The following is a 19,387-nucleotide window of genomic DNA, read 5'->3' as shown; positions in this document are numbered from 1 at the left end:
GGGCTCAACCGCCGAGCGCGTCGCGCAGTTCGCCGGCCCGCTGCCGACCCATGCAGAGCGGGCCGGTCAGCTCCAGCCAGGAGCCGTCCCGGAAGGTCACCCGGAGCCGGGCGCCGTGCAGCCGGTGCCAGCGTCGACGCGCCCCGGTCACCTCCGCCCGCCGCACCGACCAGAGGGGCTTCAGCTTCGCCGCCACCACGGGTTTACGCCGCTCCCCGAACGGACGCACCTCGGTGGACCGGCCGATCCGGAACACCACGAGCCGCCGGTCGGTGACCACCGCCAGCAGCTTCGCGTCGGTGGGTACCGCCCGGACGTAGTCGGCGGCGGCCGAGTCGAGCCGGCCGCGTGCGGCACGGCCGAAGAGGAGCCGGATCAACCAGTCGGTCGGACCCCCGCCGCCGATGTTGTCGATCGCCTCGACGCCGCTGAGCGCCACGTTGGCCAACCCCATCCCGGCCACCGCCGTCCCGTCGCCCGGGGCAGGGTCCGGCGGTCGGGGCGGCGGGTCCGGGGCCAGCCCGTGCGGACGCTTCGCCTCGGTGAGCGCGAGGATCACCTCGCCCGGTTCGAGCTTGGTCGCGACCGCGTCGGCGTAGAGATGGCGGTAGTCGGTGGGCACGGCTCAGCCCAGCGGATAGTCGTCGGCGGCGTTGCCCAGCACCTCCCGCATGGAGTCCTGCAACCGGCGGGTCGCCTCCCGCTGCGCCCGCCGGATGGTGCCGGTGATCTCCGCGCCGAGCTGGTCCGGGCTGTACCGCATGCCCCGGGGGGTTATCTCGACCCGGTCCACCCGGCCGCCGTGGTCGACCGCGACCCGTACGGCACCGCTCTCGCTCTCCAGCTCGACCGGCTGTGCCTGGAGCTCCTCGATCCGCCGGTTCATCTGGAACTGCAGGCCGTCCAGGCTGTTCGCGAGCTGCTCCAGCCGATCCAGTGCGGGATATTCCGCCACGTCGTCCTCTCCTACCCTCGTCCGCTTCGGTACGCGCGCCACCGTCCGCCGGGCGGCCGGTCAGCCCACCGAGTCGATCAGATCCTGCGCGCTCTTCGCATACGGGCCGATGTCCTCCCGGTAGGTGCCGTCGGTCGCGTAGTTGCGATCCTTCGTCCCGTCCGAGATGTCGTGCATGCCGACGGCGGTGTCCAGCACCGCACCGCCCTTCCCGCTCAGGTTGACCGGCGAGATCTGGTTGAAGACGAACCGGGGCACGCCGACCTTGAGACTGTGCTCCGCCAGGATCGCCCGCCCCTGCGCGGTACGGCCCTGCTGCCTCCACACGGCGTATTCCTTCTTCAGCTTGCGCAGTTCCATCACCCGCTGGCGGTAGCGGGTGAGCAGCGCCTTGACGTCGTCCAGCTTGCGGGCCAGCTTCACCAGGACCCGGACCAGCTTGCTGACGATCCGGGCGCCCCGGCCCAGCGTCAGCGCCAGCCGGGCCAGCCAGCGTACGACGAACGCGGCGATCGACGCGCCGAAGCTGAAGAACGCCGCGGCGGCGGCGATGATCGCCTCGATCAGGAAGGCGGTCAGGAACTCGAAGATCAGCTCGCAGAGCAGGTTGAACGCGTCGACTGCCGCGTTCGCCGCCTCGACCAGGACCTCCTTGGCCGCGTTCAGTCCCTCGGCGAACTGCCGGATGGTCTCCTCGACGTTGGTCAGCCCGGTCTGGAACGCCTCCTGGGCGCTACCGCCCCAGGCCGGCGGCTGGAGCTGGGCCCGGTCGGTCTGCTGCTGGGCCGCGATGCCGAGCACGTCGTTCGACGCGGCGAGGCAGCGTTCCGCGCCCCGCATCAGGTCGTCAGGATCGCCGGCCACCTGTTCGAGGAGCTGCTCGAACGGCGACAGCACGGTCCGGGTGAAACCCTGGAGCGGCTCCGGTACGGAGCCGACGAACTGCTCGAAATAGGTTTTGCTGCGTTCGAGCGCGACGGTCGACACTGCGCCCTCCCCCTTCGTGGTCTTCGGTGTGCCGCGCGGCCGTGGCGGCGCGGCCGTGCCTGGTCAGCCGCCGAACCGGGCCTGCGCGGCGGCGTCGCTGTTCAGGTACGAGTCCCGCTCGGCGGTGACCGCGTCGGCGATCACCTCCATCACCTCGACCCCGTCCGCCAGGGCCTGGAGGCACTCGTCGAGGCAGGACTCGTACTGGTCGTAGAGGGTGAACGAGGCGGGCATGATGCCGAAGGAGGAACGCCCGACGGCGCCCTCCCGGAGCCGGCCACGGATCTCGTCAAAGTCGTCCGCCCGGCCGTAGCTGGTCTTGGAGAAGGTCTCCAGTGCTGTCGGGTCTACCGTGAACCCGTCACCTGAACCACCAGTCATGACAAGGCACCCTAATAGATCACTTCGGTGTCATTGGACCGCCTACGGCTGATCAGGGCAACAATTTGGGCGGCTTCCGGCCGACCGGCACACGCTGGCGCCGGCCCGACACCGGGCGTGGTCGGAGCCGCCCGGGCCGGACCCGGCGACCGTCCACCGTGGTCCCGGCCGGGACCGCAAGATCCTCCGCCGAGATAGGCTCGCTGCGGGTAGATCCGTCCGACCGAGGAGCGGCGATGGCCCGGATAGCGCTGATCGGTGACGTCGGTGGCCACCCCGACCAGCTACGCGGCGCCCTGCACGCACTCGGCGCGGACGCCGACCGGCCCGGCCTGCCCGAGGACGTCACGGTGGTACAGGTCGGCGATCTCGTCGACCGTGGCCCGGACAGCAGCGCGGTGTTGGAGATCGTCCGCTGGTATCTCGACCATCAGCCGGACCGGTGGATCCAGCTCGCCGGCAACCACGAGGCGCAGTACCTGCCCGGCGGGACGCCGTTCTGGCCGGACCGGCTCGCCGACGCCGACGCCGACCTGCTCCGCTCGTGGTGGGCGGCGGGCCGGCTGCGGGTCGCGGTCGCGGTCCGGACGGCGGACTCGGAGGACCTGCTGGTCTGTCACGCCGGGTTGACGGTCGGCGCCTGGCGGGAGCTTGCGGAGCCGCCGAGCGCCGCGCTCGCGGCCCGGCTGCTCGACGGACGACCGGAGCCGCTGCTGTTCCGGGGCGGGGAGTTCGGCGTGGACCGGGCGGCCGGGCCGTTCTGGGCCGAGGCGGGCTGGGAGCTGCACGAGCCGTGGCTGGAGTTCTACGCCGGTGGCGGGTTCGTGCCGTTCGGCCAGGTGCACGGGCACTCCCAGGTCGTACGCTTCGCCGACCGCACCTGGCGGTGCCCCGGCCGGGTACGCCAACGCGCCAGCGCCGACTGGAGCGCCCGGCACGTCCGGGTCCGCGTCGGCGGCCGGACCTTCACCGGGATCGACCCGAAACACGGGCGTACCGGGGCGGCCGGCTGGCAACCGCTGATACTCGACGGCGCCCGGCTCCTCGCCGCCCAGGAACTCCCCGAGGGCCGGTGACCGGTCACCTCCGCGATTCCACGTCACCTACCCGGGTCCACTGAGCGATCGACAGACTTAACCGTCCGGCCAACTGCGGCTACCGCCGAGTTGCCGGCCACGGTATGCACTGTCCGGCATGACTCACACCCATGCGGAGACCGGACACACCCCGACCGGTACCAGCCGGCGTACGCTGATCGCGGCCGTCGGCGGGCTGCTCACCCTCGCCGCCGCTCCTGGCACCGCGCACGCCGTCACCACCTCCCGGGCGGCCGGGCCGAACCAGGCGGCGGGCACCGGCGCCTCGCGAGCCTCCCAGATCACCCAGGGCACCACGCTGGTCCACGCCGACCTGCACAACCACACCCTGATGTCCGACGGCGACGGTGACCCGGCGCTGGCCTTCGCCTCGATGCGCGAGGCCGGCCTGGACGTCGCCGCGCTCACCGACCACAGCACCCTCTTCTCCATCGAGGGGCTGTCCCGGTCGGAGTGGGACCGCACGGGTCAACTGGCCGACGCCGCCGACGACCCCGGCCAGTACACCGCGATCCGGGGCTTCGAGTGGTCGCACCCGCTGCTCGGGCACGTCAACGTCTGGTTCACCGGCAACTACACCGACCTGCTCCAGTCGTCGAGCATGAGCCGGCTCTACGACTGGATCGGCAGTTCCGGCGGGGTGGCCGGGTTCAACCACCCGGGGCGCGAGGTGGGCCGGTTCGACAACTTCCGGTACGTCGCCGGGGTCCGCGAGCCGATGATCGGGCTGGAGATGTTCAACCGGGGCGACGACTACCTCTTCGACGGCTGGGGCAGCGGCCAGACCTCTCCGCTGGTCGCCTGCCTGAACGCCGGCTGGCGGCCCGGTCTCACCGGGGTCTCCGACGAGCACGGCACCAACTGGGGCTTCCCGGAGGGCAAGGGCCGGACCGGGCTCTGGGTCACCCAGAACACCCGGCAGGAGGTGCTGGCCGCGATGCGGGCCCGCCGGTTCTTCGCCACCCGGGTCTCCGGACTGCGGCTCGACGCGACCGCGAACGGGGTTCGGATGGGCGCGGTGCTGCCGCTGACCCGGGGCGACGTGACCTTCTCGGTGGACCTCGACCGGGGGCCGGACTGGGTGGGCAGGCCGCTGCGGATCCAGGTGCTCCGGCCGGGCAGCGACGCACCAGTGGTGCCCGAGGTGGTGGAGATCGAGGCCGGTCGGGTCACCAGCTTCACCGTGCCGCTGGACATCACCGACGGGCACTGGGTGGTGCTGCGGATCTCCGACCCGACCCAGCCGAACGCCAGCCCGGGGCCGGCGAACCACCCGTGCAACGACTGGGGTGTCGCGTACACCAGTCCGTGGTTCCTCCAGCCCTGACCCGCCAGGTCCGTCGGGGCCGGCCCGCTGTCGGCGTGCCGGCCCCGCCGTTCCGGGACCGGATCGGGTACGTCCGCCAGCGTCGATACCCGCTCGGAGGAGGTAGGGCTGCGGGCAGTATGGGGGGAAAGGGGCAGATCGGACGGGGCGATCCAGGAGGAACGATGATCGGCGGAGTACACCACCGGACCGCGACGGTCGACGGCCTGGACGTCTTCTACCGCGAGGCCGGCCCGCCGGACGCCCCTCCGCTGGTCCTGTTGCACGGCTTCCCGACCAGTTCGCACATGTTCCGGAACCTGATCCCGGCGCTGGTCGACGACTACCACCTGGTGGCGCCGGACCACATCGGGTTCGGCTACTCCTCCGCCCCGCCGCTGGGCGACTTCCCGTACACCTTCGACGCGCTCACCGACGTGACCGTGGGGCTGCTGGACCAGCTCGACATCCGCCGGTACGCCGTCTACATGCAGGACTACGGTGCGCCGATAGCGCTGCGGCTGCTGCTGCGCCGGCCGGAGAGCATCTCGGCGATCATCAGCCAGAGCGGGAACGCGTACCAGGAGGGGTTCGTCGAGAAGTTCTGGAAGCCGCTCTTCGCGTACGCACAGGATCCCGGACCGGAGAACGAGGCCGCCGCCCGGCGGGCCTTCACCGAACAGGAGGTCCGGGCGCAGTACGAGACCGGGGTGCCGGACGTCAGCTTGGTCAGCCCGGATGCCTGGCACCACGCGATGGAGGTACTCGGCCGGCCCGGCAACCACGACAACCAACTCCAGCTCATCCGGGACTACCAGACGAACCTCGACGTCTATCCACGGGCCCAGGAGTGCTTCCGGCAGACCCAAGTGCCGCTGCTCGCGGTCTGGGGCGCCAACGACCCGATCTTCGGCCCGGAGGGTGCCCGCGCCTTCCAGCGGGACCTGCCGGACGCCGAGATCCACCTGCTCGACACCGGCCACTTCGCGCTGGAGACCCACCTCGACGAGATCGCCGGCCACATCCGGGAGTTCCTCGGCCGGAACCAGCGGCAGCCGGTGATGGCCCGATAGCGCGGCGCTGCCCGGGGCGGCCGGTCCACCGGCCCACCCCGGACAGCGCCGCTCAGACGGCGACCTGTCGAACGATCAGAGGTTCCTGGTCTGGTTGTAGAGGTTCAGCGCGGTGTTGTCGAAGAACGGCGAGATCATGATCGTCGGGTTGACAATCCGGTCGATCCGGCTGTTGACGCCGTACAGGAAGCCGAAGTTGCCGTCCCAGTTGAGCAGCCAGCCGCCGCCGCTGGAGCCCCGGGTCATGTCGCAGGGGATCCGGATGGTCTGGGTGGCGCCGGCGGACTCCGGCTGCGAGGTGCCGGAGCAACGCATCAGGTTGCCGCCGTCGAAGGGTGCCTCCTGCGGGTAGCCGAAGGCGTTGATCGGGACGTTCAGGCCCCGGTTCACGTCCAGGCCCTGGCCGCCGAGCCGGGCGACGATGTGCTGGCCGTTGAGCGTGTTCATGACCGCCACCGCCATGTCCTCGTTGAAGTTGGAGCTGGCGGTCCAGCCCGGCGCCGGGAACAGCCGGGACGCGGTCCAGGTGCCGAACGGCCGGGGATTGGCGAGGTCGTCGTCGAACGCGGGCACGAAGGCCCAGTTGGTGGCCAGCGCGCCCCCCGGACCGCCGGGGTGGGTGCAGTGCCCGGCGGTCCAGACGGTGTCCTCACCCTCGGAGTTGACCACCGTGCCGGAGCAGACGAAGTTGCCGGTGGCCAGGGTGAAGAAGACCTTGCCACTGGTGCGCGCGGTCGGGTGGTTGGAGGCGAAGTTCGGGTTCAACGCCGCCGGCACCGGACCGCTGTCCGGGGTACCCAGCTCACCGGCGGTCGGCGGGATCGTCAGCCGGGCGCCCCGGTCGACCGCCTGTCGGGTGGCCTGTCCACTGTCGACGTACCGCTTGACCGCCTGCTGGTAGGCGGGTGACTCCTCGACCGGCTGCGCCGCCCGCATCCGCTCCGGCGTCCAGTACGCCACGATCGCCTGGTGCTCGGTGACGCCCGACCCGTACGCGGCCCGACCGGCCGCCCACGCCTCGGCGGTCGCGCCCGGGTCCAGGCCCGGTGCGGGTGCGGCGCTCGCCGGCTGGCTCAGCGCCAGCGCGGGTACCGCTGCCGTCACCAGCGCGATCGCCACCGATGTTGCCCAGGTGGCCCGCTTCGCTAGGACTTTCATGGATTGGCTCCTCCTCGATAGACGCCTGCGCCAGACCCCCGCCGGCGCGGCTACTGAGGAAGAGGGTCATCGATGTCCAGCGGTGTCGCCGGGCATCCTGGACCTGGTTGGACACGACTGGACGCCGGGCCGGCCCGCCAACCCGAGGCTGCCACCAGGTCCAGTTCGGCCTGTCCGGTCGGCCGCCACAGCGTCACGGTGTCCTGTGCCGGCCGCTGCGGCGGCGGTCCCCGGTCCGGCATGCGTTCGATTGTGGCCAGCCCGACCGCGACATCCCCGGGCGCACGTCCGCAACGGCGGCGACGTTCGCGACGCCTGCGATACCCGGGAGGCTTGACCTCAACATTCATTGCGGTTTTAGCGTCGACCGCATGACCGAACCGGAACGTTCCCGCACCGTCCCCGCCCCGGAACTCTCCCTCGCCGTCATCGTCGGCAGCGTCCGCAGACCCCGGGTCGGCCGGATCGTCGCCGACTGGTTCGCCGAGACGGCCCGGCAGCGCGAGGGGCTCGCCGTCGACCTCGTCGACCTCGCCGAGGTCGCCCTGCCGCTGGATGGCACCCCGCCCGGCGGCAACCCGAACAGCCCGATCTCCGGCCGGCTGGCCTCGGCAGACGGCTTCGTGGTGGTGACCCCGGAATACAACCACAGCTTTCCGGCCGCGTTGAAGAACGCGATCGACTGGCACTACCGCGAGTGGATGTTCAAGCCCGTCGCCCTGGTCTCCTACGGCGCCGGATCCGGCGGCATCCGGGCCGCCGAACAGTTGCGCCTGGTCTTCGCCGAACTGTACGCCGCCACCACCCGCAACTGCGTCGCGCTCACCGCACCCTGGAGTCTCGTCGGCCGCGACGGTGTGCTCACCGTGGACGCACCCACCCGGCAGGCCGCCGACACGACCCTCGACGAGCTGACCTGGTGGGCGAGCACCCTGCGCAGCGGGCGCCTCGACAACCCCTATCCGGGGTGAACCTCGGGGCGGTACGCCGCGGGCACGTCGGAGCGGACGACCCAGCCGAGGGTGCGGTAGAGGGCCCGTCCGTCGTCGGTGGCGACCAGGATTCCGGTACGCAGCCCGCCCGCCGCCGCCCGCGCGGCGAGGGTACGCATCAGCACCCTGCCCAGCCCGCGTCGCCGGTGTGCCGGCTCGGTCTCGACCTTGTCGACGATGCCGAACTCCCCGGCCGGCGCCAGCCGCCCCCACGCGGCCGTGCCGCCGGCACCGTCCCGCACCGTCGCGACGACCACCGCGCCGCCGGGCTCGGTATCGACCTGGACGGTGTACGGCGCCGGCGGCCGGACCGGCTCCGCGCGGAACCGCACGCTCATCAGGTATCCGGCGGTGCCCATCGCCCACCCGTCGGGCAGGGCGGCCCAGAACTCGGCCGGATCCCCACTCACCTTGATCCAGGTGCCCGGGGCGGTCAGTTCCCGACCGAGCCGGCCGAGCGCGTCGGCGTCGTAGGTGTGCAGGACGTGGCGTACCCGATGGCCCGGCAGGCCGACGTCGACCCGGAAGCCGCCGGGCACCTCGACGTTAGAGCTCCGGCGGGGTGAGGGTGCCGATCACCGACTCCAGCGCGGCGCCGACCCGGTACATCCGGTCGTCCGCCATCGTCGGCGCCATGATCTGCAAGCCCACCGGCAGCCCCTCGGAGAGCCCGCACGGCACCGAGATGCCCGGCCCGCCGTAGAGGTTGGTCGGGATGGTGAAGAGGTCGGCCAGGTACATCTGGTACGGGTCCGAGGTGCGCGAGCCGAACGGGAACGCCACGAACGGCGTCGTCGGGGAGATCAGCACGTCGGCCTGCTCGAACGCGGCGGTGAAGTCGCGGGTGATCAGGGTACGCACCTTCTGCGCCTGCCCGTAGTAGGCGTCGTAGTAGCCGGAGGAGAGCGCGTACGTGCCGAGCATGATCCGCCGCTTGACCTCGGGGCCGAAGCCGGCGTCCCGGGTCAGCGACATGACCTCCTCCAGCGAGTGCGCGCCGTCGTCACCGACCCGCAGCCCGAACCGCACCCCGTCGAAGCGGGCCAGGTTGGACGAGCACTCGCTCGGCGCGATCAGGTAGTAGGCCGGCAGCGCGTACTGGAAGTGCGGGCAGGAGACCTCGACGATCTCGGCGCCGAGCTTGGTCAGCGCGTCGACGGCGTCCCGGAACGCGGCCATCACGCCCGGCTCGGCACCCTCGCCGGAGAACTCGGTGACCAGCCCCAGCCGCACCCCGGTCAGGTCGCCGGTGGCGCCGGCCCGGGCGGCGGCGACCACGTCCGGCACCGGCGCCGGAATCGAGGTGGAGTCCCGCCAGTCGTGCCCGCCGATCGCCTCGTGCAGCAGCGCCGCGTCCAGCACGGTACGCGCACACGGACCGGGGGTGTCCAGCGACGACGAGAAGGCGACCAGGCCGTACCGGGAGGTCCCGCCGTAGGTCGGCTTCGCCCCGACGGTGCCGGTCACCGCCCCCGGCTGCCGGATCGAGCCACCGGTGTCCGAGCCGATCGCCAGCGGCGCCTCGTACGCGGCCAGCGCGGCCGAGCTGCCCCCGCCGGAGCCGCCCGGGATCCGGCCCAGGTCCCACGGGTTGCCCGTCGGCCCGTACGCCGAGTATTCGGTCGACGAGCCCATCGCGAACTCGTCCATGTTGGTCTTGCCCAGCATCACCGTGCCGGCGGCGCGCAGCCGGCGCACGATCGTCGAGTCGTACGGCGGGCGCCACCCCTGGAGGATCTTCGACCCGACCGTGGTCGGTACGCCCTTGGTGGTGAGCACGTCCTTGACCGCCACCGGCACCCCGGCCAGCGGGCCCAGCTCCTCCCCGGCGGCCCGCTTCGCGTCGACCGCGCGGGCCGCCTCCAGCGCACCGTCGCCATCGACGTGCAGGAAGGCGTGCACCCGGTCGTCGACCGCGGCGATCCGGTCCAGGTGCGCCTGGGTCACCTCGACCGCGGACGCCTCGCCGCCGGCGATGAGGGCCGCGATCTCGGTCGCGGTCATCCTGGTCACGTCAGCCATGGTGGTCACGCCTTCCCTTCCGCCGGGCCCTCACCGCGCGGGCTGGGCGGCTCGTCCTCGTCCAGGATGCGCGGCACCCGGAACCGGTCCTCCTCGCTGTCCGGTGCCCCGGAGAGCGCCTCCGCCCGGGTCAGCCCGGGCACCACCACGTCGTCGCGGAGCACGTTGGTCAGCGGCACCGAGTGCGAGGTCGGCGGGATGTCGGCGGCGGCCACCTCGCCGACCCGCGCGACGGCCTGGAGGATCACGTCGAGCTGGCCGGCGAAGGTGTCCAGCTCCTCCTCGGTGACGGCGAGCCGCGACAGTCGCGCCAGGTGCGCGACCTCCTCGCGGGAGATGGCGGACATCGGTGCCCCCTTCATGCCTTGACGTCTACGCGGCTTCCGCCGTCGACTTTCCCGGCGCAGCGTGGCACGCGCGCCGTGACCTGAGCGAGTCTATTTGTCACCCCGAGCGCCGCCGCCCCCGACTCCCCCGCGGCACCGACCAGCCCGAGCAATCCGGCCCGAGCAATCCGACCCCGAACGATCCGGCTTGAGCGATCCGACCCCGAACGGGCCGGACCGGCGGGCGGCGGGCGAGAGCCGGCGTTCACTCCACGCTCGGATGCAGCCGGGCCGCCGCCTCGGCCTTCGCCGGTCCGCCGGGCCTCGTCACCGGCGCGGCCGGATCGACCGGGGCGGCCAGCACGTCCAGCTCGGTCGTCGGATCGTCCACCCCGGCGGGCCGGTCCGGCGGCCCGGGCCGCTCGCCGAACTGCGCCGCGCCGTCGCCGTTCCGGGTTGCCGTCGCGTCGCCGTTCCGCGTTGCCGCCAAGTCCGTGGTCCGCGTTGCCGCCGAGTCCGTGGTCCGCGTTGCCGCCGGATCGGCGCTCTGCGCCGCCCGGTCGCCGTCCTGTTCACCCGGGCCGCCGTTCCGCTCGGTCCGGCCACCGGAGCCGGGCCGCTCCGCGCCGACCGGACCGGAGCCGCCGGCGCCGAGCCGGGCGGCGGGGCTGATCGGCCGGTACCGCGCGAGCCAGGTGACCAGGTCCTCCGCCGGCATCGGCCGGGCGAAGAACCAGCCCTGCGCCGCCTCGCAGCCGGCCTCGTGCAGCAGCCGCCAGGTGCGCTCGTCCTCCACCCCCTCGGCGACGACCCGCAGTCCCAGGGCACCGGCCAGCTCGATCACCGACCGGACGATCGCCGCGTCGTCGGCGTCGGCCACCATCCCGAGTACGAACGACCGGTCGACCTTCACCTCGGCCAGCGGCAGCCGCCGCAGGTGCTGCATCGACGAGTAACCGGTGCCGAAGTCGTCGAGCGAGATCGCCACCCCGATCCGGTCCAGCCGGGAGATGGTGGCCAGCACCCGGCGCGGGTCGGCCATCAACGCGCCCTCGGTCATCTCCAGCTGGATCCGGGACGGCGGTACACCGTACTGGGCGAGCCGCTCCGCGATCTGGTCGGCGATCTCCCCGGTGTGCAGGTCGCGGACGCTGACGTTGACCGCCGCCCGCAGCTCCAGTCCGGCCGCGGACCACTTCGCGAGCTGCTCCACCACGTCGTCGACGACCCGGCGGGTCAGCAGCCGCATCACCGCGCTCTGCTCGGCGACCCGGATCAGCTCCTCCGGGTCGACCATGCCGCGCCGGGGGTGCCGCCAGCGCAGCAGCGCCTCCACCCCGACCACCTCGCCGGTGGCGATCGCGATCTGCGGCTGGTAGTAGAGGGTGATCTCACCGGCGTCGTCGGCCCCGGTCTCGAGCACCCGGCGCAGGTCGGCCAGCAGGCTCAGCCGCTCGGCCGAGTTGTGGTCGGACTCGGCGGCGTAGACCGCCACCGGGTCGCCCCGGTGCTTGGCGTCGTACATCGCCACGTCGGCGTGCCGCATCAGGGTGGCGAAGTCGGCGCCGTGCTCCGGATAGAGCGCGATCCCGATCGAGCCGCCGACGTCCAGCGGCAGCCCGTCCAGCGGCACCGGGTCGGTCAGCTCCCCGACGACCCGGTCGGCCACCCGCCGGGCGTCCGCCACCCCGTCGAGCCGGGTGGCCAGGATGGCGAACTCGTCCCCGCCGAGCCGGGCGATCACGTCCGGCGGGCGTACCGCCGTGGTCAGCCGGGCGGCGACCTCGACCAGCAGCCGGTCCCCCACGGCGTGCCCGAGGGCGTCGTTGACGTGCTTGAACCGGTCGAGGTCGAGCAGCAGGAGCGCGAGCTGGCCCCCGGGCGCCTGCTTGCCGGCCAGCTCGGCGTGCACTGCCACCTGCTCGGTCACCTCGGCGAGCAGCGCCTCGCGGTTGGCCAGCCCGGTCAGCGGGTCCTGCCGGGCGAGCTGTTCCCGCTCGGCGGAGAGCCGGGCCATCCGGGAGACCGCGTAGAGCGGCAGCACCATCATCGGTACCAGCGCCGGGCTGGTCCGGGCGGCGGCGACCAGCACCGGGGCGAGCAGCAGCAGCGACCCGGTGGCGAGCAGCTCGAAGCCGAGCCCCTGCCGGATCCGGGTCCACCACCGGCCGCCGAAGCGCAGCCGGACGGCACTGGCCACCAGACCGTGGTTGACGGTCAGCCAGGCCCCCGCCGCGCCGACCGCGACCAGCACGTCGGGCGGTCGGAGCCGGCCGGTGGACCCGAACCCGTCGCCGGGCACGAGCCGGACGACCGCTTCGGCGGCGGCCAGCGCGCAGGCGTACTGGGCGATGTTGAAAATCGTGCGCCACGGCGCGTACCGCATCCGCCAGCCGGAGACCAGCACGGCGGCGGCCTGCACCACGATGGCCGGCCCCGGCCCCCACTCCAGGGCGATGGCGAAGGTGAAGCAGATCGACGGGAAGACGGACATGCTGCGCCGCTCGGCGTGCGGGCTGAACGGGCGGGCGTCGAAGGTGACCGCGAGGGCCGCCATCAGCCAGAACGCCAGCGGCAGCCGGGACAGCTCGCCGGGCAGGGCGAGCAGCGACACGGCGGAGACCCCGACGGCCAGGCCGACGACAGCCCAGACGAAGCCGAAGAACGGCGCCGTCCGATCTGGAGGGACGGAGTTCCGCAGCACGGCGGCCTCCATGTGACCTCCCGAGCCTCTCGGTCTGGGCGCGGCGGCTGCCGCGCGGCGTGCCCCCCATGAAACGCCCTGACCCGGGCCGCACGGGGGGCGACAGACGCGAATCGGACCTAGTCGTGACTAACTTGAAATACGGCGCATCTTGCCCAGACGATTCTGTTACGGAGAGCTGATTAACCCATCACTGATCGTCACTTATTACGAGCCTACCCGCCGCCTCCGGCCCCTCCGTGAGCAGCGCCGCGAAGCCGGCCTCGTCGAGCATAGGCACCTTCAGCGCGGCCGCCTTCTCCGCCTTGGAGCCCGGGTTGTCGCCGACCACCACGAAGTCGGTCTTCTTCGAGACGGACCCGCTGACCTTGCCGCCCCGGATCCGCACCTCCTCGGCCGCCCGGTCCCGGGTGTACCCCGACAGTGTCCCGGTCACCACCACGGTCAGCCCCTCCAGCGGGCGCGGACCCTGCTCGACCCGCTCCTCCGCCATCCGTACGCCCGCCTCGGCCCACTTGCGCAGCACCTCGCGGTGCCAGTCCACGTCGAACCACTCCCGCAGGCTGACCGCGATCGTCGGCCCGACACCGTCCACCGCCGACAGTTCCGCCTCGCCGGCCGCCTCGATCGCCGCGACCGAACCGAACTCCCGGGCCAGCGCCTCGGCCGCGGTCGGGCCGACGTGCCGGATCGAGAGCCCCACCAGTACCCGGGCCAGCGGCCGGTCCTTCGCGGCGGCGAGACTCTCCAGCAGCTTCTGCGCGTTCCGGCCCAGCGTGCCGTCCTTCTTGACGAAGAACGGCACCCGGGCCAGCCGCTCCTCGTCCAGGCAGAAGAGATCGCCCTCGTCGGTGATCGCCCCGGCGTCGAGCAGCGCGCCGACCGCCTTGAAGCCGAGCACCTCGATGTCCAGCGCCTCCCGGCCGGCCAGGTAGAAGATCCGCTCGCGGAGTTGGGCGGGGCAGGTCCGGGTGTTCGGGCAGCGGATGTCGACGTCACCGGTCCGGGACGGCGCCAGCGCGGTGCCGCAGGCCGGGCAGCGGGTCGGCATCTCGAACCGGCGGGCGTCCGGCGGGCGCAGCTCGACGATCGGCCCGAGAACCTCCGGGATCACGTCACCGGCCTTGCGGATCACCACCGTGTCGCCGATCAGCACGCCCTTGCGCTCCACCTCGTGCGCGTTGTGCAGGGTCGCCCGGGCCACCGTCGAGCCGGCCACCTTCACCGGCCGCAGCTCGGCGAACGGGGTCACCCGACCGGTCCGGCCGACGTTGACCTCGATGTCGAGCAGCTCGGTGGTGACCTCCTCCGGCGGGTACTTGAAGGCGATCGCCCAGCGCGGCGCCCGGCTGGTCGAGCCGAGCCGGCCCTGGATGGCCACCGGGTCGACCTTGACCACCACCCCGTCGATCTCGTGCTCGACGTCGTGCCGATGCTGGGCGTAGTACTCGATGTAGTCCTGGATGCCGGCCAGGTCCGGCACCACCCGCCAGCGGTCACTGGTCGGCAGCCCCCAGCCGCGCAGCGCCGCGTACGCCTCGGACTGGGCCACCGGCGCGAACCCCTGCCGCGCCCCCAGCCCGTGTACGACCAGCCGCAGCGGCCGGCTCGCCGTGATCCGGGGGTCCTTCTGCCGCAGGCTGCCCGCCGCCGCGTTGCGCGGGTTGGCGAACGGCGGCTTCCCCTGCTCGACCAGCCCCGCGTTCAGGTCGGCGAAGGCGGCCACCGGGAAGTAGATCTCGCCCCGCACCTCCAGCAGCTCGGGCACCGGATCGGTGCCGTCGACCAGCCGCTCCGGCACCTCCTGCAGGGTGCGTACGTTGGCGGTGACGTCCTCGCCGATCCGGGTGTCGCCCCGGGTGGCGGCCCGGACCAGCCGGCCCCGCTCGTAGGTGAGGTTGATCGCCAGCCCGTCGACCTTCAGCTCGCACAGGTAGTCCACCGGGCCGCCGGCGTCCCGCTCGATCCGCTCCACCCAACCCGTCAACTGGTCCTGGGTGAAGGCGTTGTCCAGCGACATCATCCGCTCGATGTGCGGCACCGGGGTGAAGAGCGTCGAGAACGTGCCGCCGACCCGCTGGGTCGGCGACTCCGGGGTACGCAGCGCCGGATAGCGCTCCTCCAGCCCCTCCAGCTCGCGCAGCAGCGCGTCGAACTCGGCGTCCGAGACGATCGGCGCGTCGAGCACGTAGTACCGGTACTGGTGGTCGGTGATCTCGGTGCTCAGCTCGGCGTGCCGGTCCCGCGCCCCGGCGGTCGGCTCCTCGCCGGCCGCCGCCTCCTGTTCCGGCCCGACCTGCTGCGGGATCGCTTCCTCGGACACCTCGACCTCCTCGTCCTCCCCGCAAACGTAACCGCCGGTCCGGACCCGCACACCGGACCGGTCCGAACCGCCTCCGGACCGCTACCCTCGCCGGCCGGCCCGGCGGACGCCGGCCGCACGGACGCCGGTTCCCGGCCCTGACCAGGTGCGCACCGCCGGATGCACGGCGCACTACCGCGCGGCCGGCTCCGGTGCGGCCGCCCGGCGCAGGGCGTCGAGCAGTCCGCTCAGCGCGGGCCGGACCGGGGCCTCGTTTCCCTGCGCTGAAGCACTGGTGTGGCGGCGGTCAGTCCCAGGCCGCGCCGAGGGTGCTGAGCTGGTCGGCGTACTCGATCCGGTCGAGCCAGTCGGCGGGCCAGCCCGCCATCCCGTACGCCGCACCGACGAACGCGCCGGCCAGGCAGGCGATGGAGTCGGAGTCGCCGGAGGTGGTGGCGGCCCGGGCCAGCGCCGACACCGGGTCGCCGGCGTGCCGGATCGCGCAGTACAGCGCGGTGGCCAGCGCCTCCTCGGCGATCCAGCCCGCACCGGTGGCCGCGCACGGATCGGTGCTGCCGTCGTCGGGCAGCGCCAACGCCGCGTCGAGCGCGTCGAGCACGCCGAGGCACTCGTCCCAGCCCCGGGTGATGAAGGTGACCGGGTCGTCGACGGCGGGCCGCTGCCACAGGTCGCCGAGCCAGTCCGCCCGGTAGACGGTGCGCTGCCGTACGGCCCGCTCGCGCAGCAGGCCGGGCAGCTCGGTCAGCGCGGCGCCGTCCCGCAGCACCCGGACCGCGTACGCGGTCAGCTCGCTCGCCGCGAGCCCGGTCGGGTGCCCGTGGGTCAGCCCGGCCTGCAACTGGGCGACCCCGGCGAGAGTCTCCAGGTCGTAGCCGGGGACCAGGCCGACCGGGGTGACCCGCATGTTGGCGCCGCAGCCCTTCGAGTCGGCGACCGTCGCGGCCTGCCAGCGCAACCCCTCGGCCAACCCGCCGCAGGCGCGCAGGCAGGTCATCCCGGGAGCGCGATCGTTCTCCGGGCTCTGTGCCCAGGCCACGAAGCGCCGCCGGAGCAGCGGCTCCAGCAGCTCGGGGGTGACCGCCGGACCGGCGTCGTGCAGGGCCCAGCCGACCGCCAGCCCCATCTGGGTGTCGTCGGTGACCCGGGCCGGCTGCCCGACCAGGTCGCGGGGGCCGGTCGGGCCGTACCGCCGCTGGATCTCGGCGACCGGCAGGAACTCGGTCGGCGCGCCGAGCGCGTCACCGTAGGCCAGCCCGAACAGCGAACCGGAGGCGCGGGCAACGGTAGGCGAGGCGGTCGGAGCGGCAACCGGATCATGCATGGCGGCCATCTTCCCCGAGTCGTTCCGGCGCCGCCACCCGCTCGGCGGGACGGGTCAGTCGTCCCAGCAGAGACAGAACGGGTGCCCGGCGGGATCGGCGTAGACCCGCCAGCCCGGGCCGGAACCGGGCAGCCGGGTGGCGCCCAGCGCCAGTACCTTCGCCTCGGCCGCGTCGACGTCCTCCACGGTGACGTCGATGTGGAACTGCTGCGGACGGCTCGGGTCGGGCCAGCGCGGCTCACGCAGGTTGACCGCCCGCTGGAAGGCGAGCCGGGGGTGCTCGCCGGGCCCGCCACCGAGCACGACCCAGCCGTCCTCGTCATCGGCGGCGCGGTCGTCGACGGGCAGCCCGAGCAGCTCGGAATAGAAGCCGGCCAGGGCGCGGGGATCAGGGCAGTCGATGACGACGGAACGCAGTTGACCGATCATGCCCCCATCCTGCCCGTCGAATGTGACAGAAAAACCTACTCCTCGGCGAGTCGGCGACCGGCGTCCCGGCAGGCGGTGAGGACGGTCCGGGCGTACTCGCCGGTGGCGCCGGCCAGCCCGCAGGCGGGGGTCACCACCACCTGCTCGGCGAGCCGGGCGCGGGGGAAGCCGAGCCGGTCCCAGAGTTGGCGTACCCGATCGGCGATCTGGGCCGACGACGGCCCGCGCCCGGTCGGCGGCGGCAGCGTCGGCGCCGCCCCGGCGAAGAGGCCGAGCCCGGCGTCGATCGCCTCGCCGACCGGGTCGAGCCGGTCCACCAGGGCCAGGTCGAGCGCGACCGCGACCGCGCCGGTGGACCGGACCAGGTCCAGCGGTACGTCCCGGGCACAGCAGTGCAGCACCACCGGCGCGTCGACCGCCGACACCACGGTGCGGAGCAGGCCAGCCGCCGTCCCCGACTCGACCGGCCGGTACGCCCCCAGCCCGCTCTCGGTCGGAATCCGCCCGGCCAGTACGGCGGGCAGCGCCGGCTCGTCCAGTTGCAGCAGCACCGTGGCCCGGGGCAGCCGGCGGCGGACCTGCGCCACGTGCCCGCGCAGCCCGTCGGCGAGCGACTCGGTCAGTTCCCGGACCGCGCCCGGATCGCGGAGCATCCAGCCGCCGACCGGCAGCTCGACGTTGGCGGCCAGGGTGAGCGGACCGGCCGCCTGGACCTTGAAGGTGCCGGTGAACTCGCCGGCCTGCTCGGTCATCTGGTCCAGGTCACGTTCCAGCAGGTCGAGCGCCTGCCGCAGGTCCCGCCCCGGCCGGCCGGCGATCCGCCACCGGGCGGCGTACAGCTCGACCGGCAGGTCCACCAGCAGTCCGGCGCTCCGGCCCACCAGGTCGGCGCCGGGTCCCCGGGCGGGCAACTCGGGCAGGTGCGGCACAGGCAGCTCGCCGAGGACGATCCGCTGCGCCTCGGCGATGTCGGTACCGGGCATCGACCCGATGCCGGAGGCCGCGCCGACCGGCCACGGCCAGGCCGGCCCGGTCGCCGCCGTCGATTCCGCGAGTTGATCGGGCACCTGCTGTTGATCGGTCACGTCGGCAGGTTATCCCGGCACCGGCGGTCCGTCCGGCGCCTCCCCGTCCGGCCGCCTCCTCCCGGGTACGCCGGGGACGGGTCGGACCGGGCTCAGGCGGCGGCGCTGATGGTGGCGGAGCCGAGCACGACGTCGCCACCCGGATCGGGCCGGTACGCCACGATCGCCTGCCCCGCCGCCACCCCCCGGACCGGCTCGCGCAGCTCGGCGCGGAGCCCTGCCCCGTCGAGCCGGACAGTGGCCGGCACCACCTGGCCGTGCGCCCGCAACTGCACCTCGCAGTCGAACGCGGCGGTCGGCACCGGCCCGCCGGTCCAGACCGGACGCTCGCCGGCCACCGTGGACACCTCCAGCGCCTCGGCCGGGCCCACCGTCACGGTGTTGGTCTTCGGGGTGATCGAGAGCACGTACCGGGGCTTCCCGTCCGGGGCCGGCACACCGAGCGACAGCCCCTTGCGCTGCCCCACCGTGTAGGCGTACGCGCCGCTGTGCGCGCCGACCACCGCACCGGTGCGGGCGTCGACGATCTCACCGGGCGCCTCGCCCAGCCTGTCGGCGAGGAACCGCCGGGTGTCGCCGTCGGCGATGAAGCAGATGTCGTGCGAGTCGGGTTTGTCGGCGACCGCCAGGCCACGGCGGGCCGCCTCGGCGCGTACCTGCGCCTTGGTCGAGTCGCCGAGCGGGAAGATCGACCGGTCGAGCTGCTCCCGGGTCAGCACCGCGAGCACGTAGGACTGGTCCTTGGCCAGGTCGACGCTGCGCCGCAGCAGCCCGTCCGGGCCGAGCCGGGCGTGGTGCCCGGTGACCACCGCGTCGAAGCCGAGCGCCACCGCCCGGTCCAGTACGGCGGCAAACTTGATCTTCTCGTTGCACCGCAGGCAGGGGTTCGGGGTGCGCCCCGCCGCGTACTCGGCGACGAAGGTCTCCACCACGTCTTCGTGGAACCGGTCGGCCAGGTCCCAGACGTAGAACGGGATGCCGAGCACGTCCGCCGCCCGCCGGGCGTCCCGGGAGTCCTCCAGCGTGCAGCAGCCCCGGGCACCGGTCCGGTACGTCTGCGGATTGCGTGCCAACGCCAGGTGTACGCCGGTGACGTCGTGACCGGCCTCCACCGCCCGCGCGGCGGCGACCGCCGAGTCGACCCCGCCGGACATCGCTGCCAGTACCCTCACCGGTCCATCCCCTCCACCCGACGAGCGTAGCCGGCTCGGCCGACGGACCGTCCCGG

17 protein-coding genes and 1 pseudogene are annotated in these 19,387 nt (G+C 73.2%); 4 read left to right on the top strand and 14 right to left on the bottom strand.

The window, feature by feature from the left end; genetic code table 11:
• Nucleotides 1–4 precede the first annotated feature (4 nt).
• The 4 genes from AAH979_RS00495 to AAH979_RS00480 all read right to left on the bottom strand — a co-directional run bounded on the left by AAH979_RS00495 (nt 5) and on the right by AAH979_RS00480 (nt 2,323).
• Nucleotides 5–622 (bottom strand): hypothetical protein, encoded by a 618-nt coding sequence (locus AAH979_RS00495; protein WP_346256173.1) that lies wholly within the window; start codon nt 620–622, stop codon nt 5–7.
• 3 nt (nt 623–625) lie between these two features.
• On the bottom strand, nt 626–955 hold the full coding sequence (locus AAH979_RS00490; protein ID WP_346256172.1) for a YbaB/EbfC family nucleoid-associated protein: 330 nt from the start codon (nt 953–955) through the stop codon (nt 626–628).
• 60 nt (nt 956–1,015) lie between these two features.
• Nucleotides 1,016–1,942 carry a WXG100 family type VII secretion target gene (locus AAH979_RS00485; RefSeq protein WP_346256171.1) on the bottom strand — a complete coding sequence of 309 codons (927 nt, stop codon included), beginning with the start codon at nt 1,940–1,942 and terminating at the stop codon, nt 1,016–1,018.
• Between the two features lie 63 nt (nt 1,943–2,005).
• Nucleotides 2,006–2,323, bottom strand: a complete 318-nt coding sequence (locus tag AAH979_RS00480) for a hypothetical protein (protein WP_346256170.1) — start codon at nt 2,321–2,323, stop codon at nt 2,006–2,008.
• A gap of 236 nt (nt 2,324–2,559) precedes the next feature.
• Between AAH979_RS00480 and AAH979_RS00475 the strand changes: the two genes are divergently transcribed.
• The 3 genes from AAH979_RS00475 to AAH979_RS00465 all read left to right on the top strand — a co-directional run bounded on the left by AAH979_RS00475 (nt 2,560) and on the right by AAH979_RS00465 (nt 5,799).
• Nucleotides 2,560–3,399: a metallophosphoesterase gene (locus AAH979_RS00475; protein WP_346256169.1), complete on the top strand. Its 840-nt coding sequence runs from the start codon at nt 2,560–2,562 to the stop codon at nt 3,397–3,399.
• 118 nt (nt 3,400–3,517) lie between these two features.
• A complete protein-coding gene (locus AAH979_RS00470) occupies nt 3,518–4,747 on the top strand; it encodes a CehA/McbA family metallohydrolase (protein WP_346256168.1) in 1,230 nt (409 codons plus the stop codon).
• A 164-nt stretch (nt 4,748–4,911) separates the two neighbouring features.
• The gene (locus AAH979_RS00465; RefSeq protein ID WP_346256167.1) at nt 4,912–5,799 is read left to right on the top strand and encodes an alpha/beta fold hydrolase; all 888 of its coding nucleotides are present in this window, start codon (nt 4,912–4,914) and stop codon (nt 5,797–5,799) included.
• 75 nt (nt 5,800–5,874) lie between these two features.
• Here the strand turns inward: AAH979_RS00465 and AAH979_RS00460 are convergent, their stop codons facing one another.
• Nucleotides 5,875–6,957: a hypothetical protein gene (locus AAH979_RS00460; protein ID WP_346256166.1), complete on the bottom strand. Its 1,083-nt coding sequence runs from the start codon at nt 6,955–6,957 to the stop codon at nt 5,875–5,877.
• Between the two features lie 371 nt (nt 6,958–7,328).
• On the opposite strand from AAH979_RS00460, the gene AAH979_RS00455 reads away from it, so the two are divergent.
• Entirely contained in the window at nt 7,329–7,928 is a 600-nt protein-coding gene (locus AAH979_RS00455; protein WP_346256165.1) for an NAD(P)H-dependent oxidoreductase, read from the top strand.
• Here AAH979_RS00455 and AAH979_RS00450 read toward each other — a convergent pair.
• From AAH979_RS00450 to mnmA, 9 genes and pseudogenes are all read right to left on the bottom strand, one after another.
• Nucleotides 7,916–8,488 carry a GNAT family N-acetyltransferase gene (locus tag AAH979_RS00450; RefSeq protein ID WP_346256164.1) on the bottom strand — a complete coding sequence of 191 codons (573 nt, stop codon included), beginning with the start codon at nt 8,486–8,488 and terminating at the stop codon, nt 7,916–7,918. The two genes, AAH979_RS00455 and AAH979_RS00450, sit on opposite strands and share 13 nt — an antisense overlap.
• Nucleotides 8,489–8,495: 7 nt before the next feature.
• Entirely contained in the window at nt 8,496–9,971 is a 1,476-nt protein-coding gene (gene gatA / locus AAH979_RS00445) for an Asp-tRNA(Asn)/Glu-tRNA(Gln) amidotransferase subunit GatA (protein WP_346256281.1), read from the bottom strand.
• A gap of 5 nt (nt 9,972–9,976) precedes the next feature.
• Entirely contained in the window at nt 9,977–10,318 is a 342-nt protein-coding gene (gene gatC, locus AAH979_RS00440; protein WP_203865007.1) for an Asp-tRNA(Asn)/Glu-tRNA(Gln) amidotransferase subunit GatC, read from the bottom strand.
• 649 nt (nt 10,319–10,967) lie between these two features.
• Nucleotides 10,968–13,013, bottom strand: a pseudogene (locus tag AAH979_RS00435) (EAL domain-containing protein); the annotation flags it as partial.
• A 178-nt stretch (nt 13,014–13,191) separates the two neighbouring features.
• The gene (gene ligA, locus AAH979_RS00430; protein ID WP_346256163.1) at nt 13,192–15,324 is read right to left on the bottom strand and encodes an NAD-dependent DNA ligase LigA; all 2,133 of its coding nucleotides are present in this window, start codon (nt 15,322–15,324) and stop codon (nt 13,192–13,194) included.
• A gap of 286 nt (nt 15,325–15,610) precedes the next feature.
• On the bottom strand, nt 15,611–16,645 hold the full coding sequence (locus AAH979_RS00425; RefSeq protein ID WP_346256162.1) for an ADP-ribosylglycohydrolase family protein: 1,035 nt from the start codon (nt 16,643–16,645) through the stop codon (nt 15,611–15,613).
• Nucleotides 16,646–16,699: 54 nt separating this feature from the next.
• Entirely contained in the window at nt 16,700–17,074 is a 375-nt protein-coding gene (locus AAH979_RS00420; protein ID WP_346256161.1) for a VOC family protein, read from the bottom strand.
• Nucleotides 17,075–17,109: 35 nt separating this feature from the next.
• Nucleotides 17,110–18,057 carry a methionine synthase gene (locus AAH979_RS00415; protein WP_346256280.1) on the bottom strand — a complete coding sequence of 316 codons (948 nt, stop codon included), beginning with the start codon at nt 18,055–18,057 and terminating at the stop codon, nt 17,110–17,112.
• A gap of 194 nt (nt 18,058–18,251) precedes the next feature.
• A complete protein-coding gene (gene mnmA / locus AAH979_RS00410) occupies nt 18,252–19,331 on the bottom strand; it encodes a tRNA 2-thiouridine(34) synthase MnmA (RefSeq protein WP_346256160.1) in 1,080 nt (359 codons plus the stop codon).
• Nucleotides 19,332–19,387 lie beyond the last annotated feature (56 nt).

The sequence above is a fragment of the Plantactinospora sp. ZYX-F-223 genome, from assembly GCF_039649625.1.
Taxonomy (GTDB): Bacteria; Actinomycetota; Actinomycetes; order Mycobacteriales; family Micromonosporaceae; genus Plantactinospora.
Note: the sequence above shows the minus strand (reverse complement) of the source record. Positions and strands in the feature narration are given on the sequence as shown.